The sequence below is a fragment of the Candidatus Rokuibacteriota bacterium genome (genome assembly GCA_030647435.1).
GTDB lineage: Bacteria > Methylomirabilota > Methylomirabilia > Rokubacteriales > CSP1-6 > AR37.
This window is the reverse complement of sequence record JAUSJX010000168.1, coordinates 19,639-28,689: the sequence shown is the minus strand read 5'-3', so window position 1 is coordinate 28,689 and position 9,051 is coordinate 19,639. Positions and strand designations below refer to the sequence as shown.

Annotated in this window: 8 protein-coding genes; 3 read left to right on the top strand and 5 right to left on the bottom strand. The window is 62.6% G+C overall.

The features are described from left to right. Window positions 1–264: 264 nt before the first annotated feature. Window positions 265–861 carry a hypothetical protein gene (locus Q7W02_28475; GenBank protein MDO8480061.1) on the bottom strand — a complete coding sequence of 199 codons (597 nt, stop codon included), beginning with the start codon at window positions 859–861 and terminating at the stop codon, window positions 265–267. Between the two features lie 1,148 nt (window positions 862–2,009). On the opposite strand from Q7W02_28475, the gene Q7W02_28470 reads away from it, so the two are divergent. From Q7W02_28470 to Q7W02_28460, 3 genes are all read left to right on the top strand, one after another. Further along, window positions 2,010–2,690, top strand: a complete 681-nt coding sequence (locus Q7W02_28470; protein ID MDO8480060.1) for a hypothetical protein — start codon at window positions 2,010–2,012, stop codon at window positions 2,688–2,690. 84 nt (window positions 2,691–2,774) lie between these two features. Next, window positions 2,775–3,272 carry a hypothetical protein gene (locus Q7W02_28465; protein MDO8480059.1) on the top strand — a complete coding sequence of 166 codons (498 nt, stop codon included), beginning with the start codon at window positions 2,775–2,777 and terminating at the stop codon, window positions 3,270–3,272. A gap of 12 nt (window positions 3,273–3,284) precedes the next feature. Continuing rightward, a complete protein-coding gene (locus Q7W02_28460; GenBank protein ID MDO8480058.1) occupies window positions 3,285–3,779 on the top strand; it encodes a hypothetical protein in 495 nt (164 codons plus the stop codon). A 408-nt stretch (window positions 3,780–4,187) separates the two neighbouring features. Here the strand turns inward: Q7W02_28460 and Q7W02_28455 are convergent, their stop codons facing one another. The 4 genes from Q7W02_28455 to Q7W02_28440 form a co-directional block, all read right to left on the bottom strand. Beyond that, entirely contained in the window at window positions 4,188–4,889 is a 702-nt protein-coding gene (locus Q7W02_28455) for a PIG-L deacetylase family protein (GenBank protein MDO8480057.1), read from the bottom strand. Further along, window positions 4,886–6,064, bottom strand: coding sequence for an MFS transporter (locus Q7W02_28450; GenBank protein ID MDO8480056.1), 1,179 nt, complete (start codon window positions 6,062–6,064; stop codon window positions 4,886–4,888). The genes Q7W02_28455 and Q7W02_28450 overlap by 4 nt, the downstream gene beginning before the upstream one ends. Before the next feature lie 29 nt (window positions 6,065–6,093). Further along, window positions 6,094–6,549 carry a MerR family transcriptional regulator gene (locus Q7W02_28445; GenBank protein MDO8480055.1) on the bottom strand — a complete coding sequence of 152 codons (456 nt, stop codon included), beginning with the start codon at window positions 6,547–6,549 and terminating at the stop codon, window positions 6,094–6,096. A 391-nt stretch (window positions 6,550–6,940) separates the two neighbouring features. Further along, on the bottom strand, window positions 6,941–8,491 hold the full coding sequence (locus Q7W02_28440; protein ID MDO8480054.1) for a hypothetical protein: 1,551 nt from the start codon (window positions 8,489–8,491) through the stop codon (window positions 6,941–6,943). Window positions 8,492–9,051: the final 560 nt, after the last annotated feature.

Here is a 9,051-nt window from a genome sequence, read left to right as displayed (position 1 = left end):
AGAACGGAGTGTCTAGCTCGGTGAGTCTTACTCTTAACCGTACTCGATATCACTAACGAAGATGGGCCCAACAGGCCGCCATTCGGGCAATCGCGACCCTCAGCCGTTAGTCGTTGGCGGGGGCGTGGAAATCGAGGCTAGACCACATGCAAACAAGTCTGTGCTGACGCGATGTTAGCGCAAGAAGAGTACGTTCCGGAAGGGGATGGCTGTAATCCGAGTTGTTGCGACCCACGCGAACCCGCGAGCCGCAGCTCGCGCGAGTTATAGGGAAGGCTCTCCGACTCCGGCGGTCCCCGTGCCACACGCCTCGGCTATCACCTTGCCTAACGGCTTCCGCAACAAGCTCTGACCGCGGAACTGAGCCCCAAGCAGCGAGAAGACCTGCTTTACCAACTCCTCGTATTCTTCCACCGTGTTTCGGTAGATGCCGAGGTCGCCGATCTCGTGGAGGTCGCGTGTTGCCAATGGCGTGGACGGATCATAGGCGCGGAGGTCGAGCACCTGGAAGCATGACCGCTCGGGTTCAGGATTGTCGGTGACGAGGATCACGTAGAGCTCTGGCCACTGCTCCGCCACGTCGGAGAGAAAGTCTCCGCCGAATCGCTGGAGGAACTCCGGCACATTGTATCGGTACTTGACTTCGACGCTAAGGACACGCGTGAGCGATGCGCCGTCACCCGTCCGGTCGACCGACTTCCAGACGAGGAAGTCTGGAAGGAATTCGCTGATACCAGTCTTGAGCATCTGTTGCACCTGGCTCTCACGGCCGAGTCGAGCGACCTTGTAGCCGGCACGGCGGAGGATATTCTCCACAAACGCCTCGCCGACGCGGCCCTTGAGGTGGCTCAGGCTATCCATGGCTTGACCGACCGGCAGCCCATGAGAAAAGTTAGCACGCAAGAACCGAGCCATAATACTAGTTACGTGAGATCGGCGGGTTAGGTGGCTTCGGCACCTGTTTCTGTCAGGAATATGTCAGACCAAAGGGGTGGGCTGACGTTTTTCGAAAGTTGAGGGCCAGACTCGAACCCGTGTTTATGGTCCGCCACGCGCTTTCTTACGTGTTTCCGGTAGTTGCGTGCTGTTGAGTCAACACCGAGCCACACGGGATTCAAATTCGTCGGGTGTTTTGATCCCCACACGAACATTTCATCCGGCACGAACGCCTCATCTGGACGGCGTCGAGGTGAAGCCTGTGGTCCGGCACCCGCGGTCCTACGGCGTGAGACTCCGCAGGGACACTCACCGGGAAACTGGGACTCAGACCCGAACTATGAGCTCTTCGTTCGGATCGTTTCCTTTTGGGCGCACGCGAGGTGGGCAACGCCGCCCGGTAGATGGGGCACATTGACGGACTTCTCCTTTTCCTCAATCTTGCGGGAGCAGTAGACGCAGATCGCGACGTTGGGCATCATGTCGCACCTCCATGTGCCGTCTTCTCCCTTACTCGATGCTGCCGGGAAGCGGCACCGTCCGTACCCGGGGCTCGTATTTTCGAGTCGCGCCTCGATCCTGTCAAGCTGACGCTTGATGTTCCCCCGGGAAACTAGCCCGGAAGGGTGTGTATTGAGACGGTGTCCTTGTTATCGAAGAACCTGCGGACGGCGGTTGTCAACTGGCGCCTTGCCGCGTCGAGTTTCGTGACCCGTTCCGCGTGAAGCTTCATCACTCCCCCAAGAGCGCGTCGGGTAGCCCAGGAACGCCGTCAGGTCGTTCACAGGGCGTCGGCCGGCAGGTCGCCGAGCAGCTGCTCCGGGGGCTGAGCGCCATCGCGCGCGGATTCCGGTCCCGGGCGGGCGCGAAGTCAAGCACCGACCTATGGTTGACGGGGGCGGGGACGTGGCGGCTAGCCCGAGCCGCCACGGATGACGCAACGTGCCCGTGTTCCGCTGATCTCGCTGTTCCTGTGCGCGGCCTCCATCCCTGCTATACTCCGGCCCGCGCTGCGTCACTGTTTCTGAATGGTTCCGTCCAATTGGCGTTAGCCGTCAAGGAGAGAGGCTCACTTGCCAAAGCTCCACCAAGTTTTCGTCGGTTGCCCCTACAAGAAGAACATCAGGGGTAACTACGATCGGCTCAAGAGAGAACTCGAATCCGAGACGCCTTTTCACTTCGTCCTGGCTGACACGGGCACCATTACTTCGAGCGATAACCTCCTCGATTACATTATGAACCTGGTCTCGGACTCGGCCGGCTGCATTTTCGATGCGACGGAGGGGAATCCGAATGTGTCGTTAGAGGTCGGAATTGCTCACACGCTCCCGATGAACTACTTGCTGACGGTGAGTACTCGCAAGAAGCGGACGAGGGCTGAACGCGAGGCGGAGAAGGAAGCTCGGGCTGAGGGCGAGATCAACGCGATCATCAGCGACCTGCAGGGCAAGAACCGGATCGAGTACAAGCAGTACCCGGTCTTGAAGCGTGACGTCCTGCGGCGCTGGCTTAACGAACTTCCCTACATGCAACGCTGGAACAAGTTCAAGAAGGACCACAAGGATATGGTTCCGCACGTCCTCCAGTTGTTCGCTGACCTCCGAAGCAGCAACCGCAGCCAGCGACCGCGCTTGGTCGCCATCCTTGAGGGGTCGGGGTTCTCGGCGACCGAGGTTGTCGACGCTCTCGTAAAAAAGGGTCTAATAGTTGCCAAACGTGGTCAGGGCGGGGGGTACTTTTGCCCAACGAAGTGAAGGAGGTCGAGGCTTGGCGGCTAACAAGCGTTGAGACCACCCGCGCCTGACGGCGGGGACGGGCGCGGCCACCGAGGAGGAAGAATGGCCAATCGCAGCTACCGGCTACGAATCGCTCGCGGCGAGCAGCAGTTTGAGGCCGAAGGAGACAAGAGATTTGTACTCGACATGCTCAAGCGGTTCGAGTCCGAGGCCTCCGAGATAGGTCAGACTCCAGCCGCCCCACGCACCGGTAGAGCGGAGAAGCCGCTGCGTCTTGAAGGGCCAGCGGGCAAGGGTCTCTCTCCAGGTGAGTTCGTACGCCAGCTAGGATTCAAGAAGCACATCGACTTGGTTTCAGCCTTTGGCTACTACCTCGAGCACCAGCTCGGAACCAAGGACTTCACCCCCGCCGACCTTAACAACCTCTACTATGAGGCCAAGATCGAGAACTCGAATACGAGTCAGATGTGCATCAGTAATATTCGCCGCGGCTACATGATGGAGTCCAAAGCCGCGAAGAAGGGCGGCAAGAAGCGCTACACCCTAACCCAATCTGGAGAGGAGCACGTCAAGACGCGCCTTTCAAAGCAAGCGAAGTAGGGCTTCCGGCGAATGGCAGCGAAGGACACCGGGAAACCCAAGAGGAAGGGGCGCGCGGCGGGTGCTGCATCCCTGTCCCCGCTTCTTCGCTCGGCATTTGAGGTGCTTGAGCACGGATTGTGGCATTTCTTGCGGAGTAACACTTCGACGGATATGAAGTTTGCTCTCCTGCACGTGGACCAGGCCATCGAGCTTCTGCTGAAGGAGCGCGTCCGGCGCGGGGGACAGTCCATCTACAAGAATCCCAAGGAAACAATATCGATCTGGGGCGCCTATGACATCTTGGACAGCAAGTTGAACTGCAAGATTCCAGAAAAGGCCGATCTTGAGCTGCTACATGAAGAACGAAATAATATTCAACACAAGTACGCGAATCCGAGTCCCGACGACGCGGCCTTCCACGTAGAGAACGCTGTCAAGTTCATCGATCGGTTCACCAAGGATGAGCTCGGTCTTGATCTGGCTGAGTACGTGCCATCGGACTTCCTGGAGCGCATTCTTGGCTGAGTGAAGGGGCGCTGTCCTGGCTCAGTAGGCCCGCCCAACCCGCCGCTATACTTTTCCTTAACCGAGCGGTGTTTGACAGATGTCCCCTGTCCCCCTCCGATCTCACGCGAAGCGATCCCCAGTCAGCAAGCCGCAGCGCGGGGGGGCACGGCCCGCCCGGGGGGCCTGTCGCCTGACCGGGCGCGCCTGTGCTGGAGAGCCGTTCGATCAGTTCTTCGCCACGACGGGCTTAGCCTCGGTGAGCTCGGGGCGCTTGGTGTCGCGCTGGCTGCAGAGCGCGATGAGCTTGCCGCAGGGCAGAGGGGAATCACATCTCAGGGGACAGGGGACAGGGGACTAGAACGCGGCTTTCATTCCCCGGGACCGTTCAAGAAGGGTGAGACAGCGTCCCGGCGACATTCCGGCGTATCAGCCCGGGAGGACGACGTGGTCGAAACCCTCGGCGTACGTATAGCCTTTCGCCTTGCCAAGGGTGGCCGCGCGCGCTCGCATCCGGGCCTCCACAACACTGAAATCGCCGAGCTGGCTCGCGTGACAGGTGATGGCCTTCAGCTTGACGTCCATCGTGCCCGTGATGTCCACGACCAGGCTGGGCTGCTCCCACTGGATCAGATACACCTCCCGTACCTGGTGAGGCTCGTACTCCGGGAGGAGTTCGGGAAACGACAGGTGGTCTCTGGCAAGCGGGTAGACGCAGTCGAGCACGACGCCGCCAGTGATCCGGTGATCCCGGTGCCAGCCGGGGAAGTTGCTGTATGTGCGGTTCGGGTTCTGCGTGATGATCAGGTCGGGTCGCCATCGGCGGATCTGGCTCGTTACGTCACGCCGCAGGTCGCGCGTGTCCTCGACCTCACCGTCTTCGTAGCCGAGAAACTCTACCCGCTCGACGCCGAGCACGCGGGCGGCACACCGCTGCTCTTCCTCGCGAATCGGCGCCAGGCGCTGCGACGTGATGGTGCGGTCGCCCGAGCCCTTGTTACCGTTCGTCACGATGAGGTACGTGACCTCACGGCCTTCCTTGACCAGCCTCGCCACGGTCCCGCCCGCCAAGAACTCGGGGTCGTCTGGGTGCGCGGTCACCACCATGACCCGCCCAGTCGCTGTGGTCATGCGTCTCTTCGTTCCGTGGTGACGGCGACCGATATGGCGTTGGCTTGGCGGCGGCACTGCCACGCCGTCGCCGTCAGCAGGGCCGCCCCAAAGAGAAACGGCGCGGAGAGATCCACCCCATCCGCCAAGGCGCCCATCACCAGAGGCCCCAGGATTTGCCCACTATCGGTCATCATACGGAGCCAGCCGATCGCCACGCCTTGTAGCGGTGGCGGAACCTGATCGCCGATGACAGCCGTCGGGATGGCGGCCACAAAGCCCGCGGCCGCCCCGATCGCCAAGCTCCAGACCCCGAGCACCATCGGCTGCGTCAGGCACGTCACAGTGCCGAGCAAGACGGCATAGCTCAGCAAGCCGGGGATCAGCACGCGCATGCGCCCCCACCGGTCCGACACGGTGCCTCCAAGCCAGAGCGCGAGGAGTCGGCCGAGCACGCTCAGACTGATGAGGAGCCCGATAGCCTCCGGGCCGACACCTCCCCGGCTGGCCAAATAGAGAGGAAAGAGGAAGACGAGGACACCCGTCTGAATGGCGATCAGGGTCGCATTGATCGCGCCCATGAGGAGCACACCGGGTCTACGCAGTATCGCCGTGAGGAGGCGCCAGTCGCGTGATCCTCGCGGCACCGGCGCGCGGCGGGCACCAAGCGACGCCCACCGCCCGACCGCCACCGCCGCTGCGAACACGCACGCCGCCTCGAACACGAACGGGCTCGCCGCTCCGAGCCCCTGATACAGCCAACCGCCAGCGGCGCTGCCCAGCAAGAGCCCTGCCGTTTCGCTCATCAATAACAAGCTGACCGCGCGCCCACGGCGCTCCACGGTCGAGACATTCACCATGGCCGTGGTCGCGACCGTCGCGAACATGGCCCAGCCCACTCCGCCCAGCGCGCGCAAGCCCAGGAAGACCGTGTAGGTGGAGGTCATGACGCTGGCGAGGTCGATGAGCGCAATCAGCAGCAGGCCCCAGATCATGAGGGGTCGTCCGAGGCGGCCGAGCAGGTATCCGGTCGGCACGCTCGCGATCCATTTCCCCGCGCCGAAGACCACCGGGATCAAGGTCACCATCCTGTAGTTCGCCGCGAACGATCGTTGGAGGTAGAGCGGCAGCGAGGGGCGGAGGGCGCCCTGGCCAAGGTTGAACAAGAACGCCGCAGCAAGCACCGCGACCGGCACTCGCTGCTCCCGGTCAACGGGAGGCGCGGTCACCCGGTACTTTCAGTGGCGTTCGCGTGGGCGGGGTCACCAACTTCCTCGATCTCCAGACACCGACATCCTTCTCTGGGCCGCTCACGTGGCGACGTCAACAGGCGGTGCAACACCTGTTCAAGCTGCTGCCCGAGCAGTCCGAGCTCGGCGGACTGGTCCTGCACGGCAGAGAGCTGTCGTCGGACCAGCGCCAGCAGACGAGGACGCACGGTCAGGCGTGGTCCCCCATCGAGGCTCACGATCACTGTTTTGATGTCACGGAGCGGCAGGCCCAACGAGCGGGCCCGACGGATGAAGCGCAGCCGCTGCACGCCGGACTGATCGTACTGTCTATATCCGCCTGCCGTGCGGCTCGGGGTCGGCAGCACGCCTATCTGTTCGTAGTAGCGAATGGTCTTCGCCGCCACGCCAGTAGCCTTTGCGAGCCGACCGATGGTGAGAGCCTGTGCCATCGGCTCACCTCCCTGTTTGATATGGCCGCCACGATAGACCTTCCAGCCACTGGAAGGTCAAGGAGAATTTAGGGAGGAACCCCCGGTAACACCGCTTAGAGCACGCCCAACAGACGGCCCCAAGTGGATCCGTGGCGAAGGCAAAGGGATTGGAACGCGACTTTCAGTCCCCTGCACCGAGAACTGAGGTCGTTCGGCACCGTTGGTTCAAATCACGGGCCCGCAATCACCGAAATCGACTCCCGTCGCCTTCCAGGTCGACTTGGTCTAACTGCTTGTGCTCCCGGGGGGTCGTTCAGAGGTTTCATTCGAGCTTCAAGAGGCTGACCAGCCTGGTACGGCAATCGGCTGTAACCCACAACGAGGCGTGTCTCTGGGGAGCACCCTGCAGTCACTTGCGTTTGGCGATGAGGTATGTTCCGAAACCCACGACGGGCTCAAAGCGTGTCTGAATATACCGGTCTAAAATCTCTACCCCACCGTGGGGCTGGCCGTCGTCGTCTTTGAGGGCTGGGTCTCGGAGCCGAATGACGACGTAGGTGACGCCCGCCCGCTCCAACTCGCTGACCATGACCTCCTGGACAGCGGCGGTGGTCGTGAGGCCTGGGTGGATCTCATGGTAGCGCGTGGCACTGTGTCGTTCCGCGAGGAAGTAGAACAGCGCATCCCCGGTCGCCACGCGATCATGATGGAGGTTGCCCACAAAGATCCGGGCGTCAGGCGGCACCACCGTGCGAATGTACTCGACGCCCGCCTCGTATGCCTGCTGGGCGGGCGCATCGGCGATGCCCCGCGCGCGGGGGATGGTGTAGGTGAACTCGCTCGTCCCCGTGGCCGCGAAGCTCACCATGTAGGCGGCGAAGGTCAGCTTGGTGAGGAGCGGTGGCAGGCCGAAGGTCAGCGCAGTTCCGGCGATAAGGCCCTTCAGCAGGCGATTCCGAGCCTTGGAGGCGAGCCAGGCGAAGAGCACGAGGGCGGGGCACCAGGCCGGGAGCGCGTGGACTACGTCCGAGCGGATGCGCGCGTTATTGAGGAACAGCAGGACGAGCCCGGCGAACAAGGCCACGCGGCGTAGCTCGGCCCGGTCTAACGCCCGCTGGCGCCAGAGCGCGACGACGGTGATGCCGGTAATAGCAAGAATCCCGAGCGGAAAATAGAACCGCAGCCCCGCGAACACCTCCGCGAGCGCGACCGGGCCGTGAAGCCCCGATAGGGGATTCGGTGCCGGCAGGGCCCGCGCCTCGGCAAACGTCGAGAGAGGGAAGAGCACCAAGTCCGCGAGCAGGGTCTTCGCGGGCGTGCCTGCGTACAGGAGCGCGACGAGGGCGACGGCCAGCGGCAAGAGGGTCGCACCCCCGAAGGTCAGGAGCCGACGGAGTCGGGCGCCTGCAGATATCGCCAGAAGTCCCGTGACCACCAAAAAGGTGTAGGCGCCGAAGTCATGCCGGACCAGGGCTGTGACCCCGACGAGCCCTCCGCTCAGCGCGAGCCATGTCAACCGACCGCTGGCGAGAAACTGCAGCACTGCGAACCAACTCGCCGCGGCGATCAGCAACGCCGTCGGCACGGCGCTGCCAAAGAATATGAAGGAACCGAGGGTCAGCGTCCACAGCGCCCATGGGAGCAGCGCGAGCGAGCGGGACGCCATGACGACGCTTAAGGCATAAACGACGAGAGCCCCGGCCGCGATGATGAGGACGGAGGCGGTCCGTTCAACAACCAGCGACGGACTAAATATCCGGAAGAGCGTCGCGAGGAGATAGAATTGCCCGGGCGCATAGAGCGTCCAGAAATCCCGATAGGGGACCTCACCGGCGAGGATGCGCGCGGCCCCGTACACCTGCACGCCCTCATCATAGACATCAATCCGGTGAAAGAACCCCACGGGGACGAAGAGGAACGTGGCGACGACCACGAGGAGGACGCTGAGTCGGCTCTTCATGGGCCCTCTGGAACACTACCACGAGGCGGCGTGTTGAGCGGCCATCGGAGTGAGGCATAGGGCCAAGGGTCGTAACGTCTCAGCGTTACGTTCGTTACCCAAAGGTGCAGTAGCAGGCCTAGCCGCCAGGATATCCATGTTCCCGTCTTCATGCGGCCATTCGGGTACCACCTGACCTATTTCCGGGACGGGCGTGACAAAATGTCACGACAGGGGGCTCGATAGGCCTTAGAAGGTGGAAGTCCTCGGCCCGAGAGAGAACCTCTTGCGACGCGCCGTGGGCTCGCGATTGCGGCGTGAGGATTGATCCAACGCTCGCCAGGCCGGATGGCTGCTCGAAACCCTCCGATCACTCCGGATTGCGCTGGTCTCGCCTACCTCGGTTTGCCTGGTTGCGAGGGCCCGCAACCACTTGCCGGCAAACAGGTCACTCGACTTCCGCTTCGAGGTAACGGCCTAAGCCACAGTTCGCCCGACAGGGCCTTCGTCGCTCCAACGGGTGGGACCCGCGGTCCTCGCGAGAGCTTCGCCCGGCCCTGTGGAGCCGCTCCACCAGGCCT

Excerpts from the sequence above, each read along its gene's own strand:
- Q7W02_28475 (MDO8480061.1), bottom strand. The coding sequence starts at position 861 with ATGGATAGCCTGAGCCACCTCAAGGGCCGCGTCGGCGAGGCGTTTGTG.
- Q7W02_28460 (MDO8480058.1), top strand. The coding sequence starts at position 3,285 with ATGGCAGCGAAGGACACCGGGAAACCCAAGAGGAAGGGGCGCGCGGCG.
- Q7W02_28440 (MDO8480054.1), bottom strand. The coding sequence starts at position 8,491 with ATGAAGAGCCGACTCAGCGTCCTCCTCGTGGTCGTCGCCACGTTCCTC.
- Q7W02_28455 (MDO8480057.1), bottom strand. The coding sequence starts at position 4,889 with ATGACCACAGCGACTGGGCGGGTCATGGTGGTGACCGCGCACCCAGAC.
- Q7W02_28445 (MDO8480055.1), bottom strand. The coding sequence starts at position 6,549 with ATGGCACAGGCTCTCACCATCGGTCGGCTCGCAAAGGCTACTGGCGTG.
- Q7W02_28465 (MDO8480059.1), top strand. The coding sequence starts at position 2,775 with ATGGCCAATCGCAGCTACCGGCTACGAATCGCTCGCGGCGAGCAGCAG.